Raw genomic sequence first — 604 nt, forward strand, 5'->3', positions numbered from 1 at the left:
CACCGAGGCCGTGCGCACCCGCTCCCGCCACCTGGACCCCGGCCCCTCCCTGCGCGCGTTCCTCTCCAGCGTCGGCACCTACCCCTCCGGGGCGAATCAGCGCCGTGTGATGGACCAGCTCCACCGGCTCAGCACGACCTCGATCATCATCGAGACCAGCCGCGAGACGCCCGACCGGCGCACCCTCAGCGGCCAGAACATGCACGTGGCCCACCGCTACGAGCTCACGTACCAGCGTGGGGCCGACCACGCGCGCATCGAGCTCAGCGAGCCCTACTTCGAGGAGGTCATGCGCTCCCCCGTCCCGGTCCTCTCCTCCGCCCTGGCAGCCCTGGGCGGCTCCCCCATGCGCATGGACCTCTACGTCTGGCTCTCCTACAGGATGTCCACGCTCCAGCGCACCACCACCGTCTCCTGGCGCCAGCTGGAGACCCAGTTCGGCGCCCAGTACGCCCAGCCGCGCCAGTTCAAGGCCGCCTTCTTGAAGAACCTCGAGCCCGTGAAGCTGATCTACCCCCAGGCGAAGGTGGCCGTGGTGGACTCCGGCCTGCGCCTGCACCCCTCCGCCACCCACGTCCCGCGGGCAGCCCACCAGCGCCCCCGG

General features: G+C 71.0%; 1 protein-coding gene. It reads left to right on the top strand.

Annotated features, from left to right (window positions below):
- Window positions 1–604: replication protein RepA (locus J1M41_RS11810; protein WP_206451824.1), on the top strand; the 604-nt coding region annotated here is incomplete at both ends.

Source organism: Micrococcus sp. KRD096 (genome assembly GCF_017168495.1).
GTDB lineage: Bacteria > Actinomycetota > Actinomycetes > Actinomycetales > Micrococcaceae > Micrococcus > Micrococcus luteus.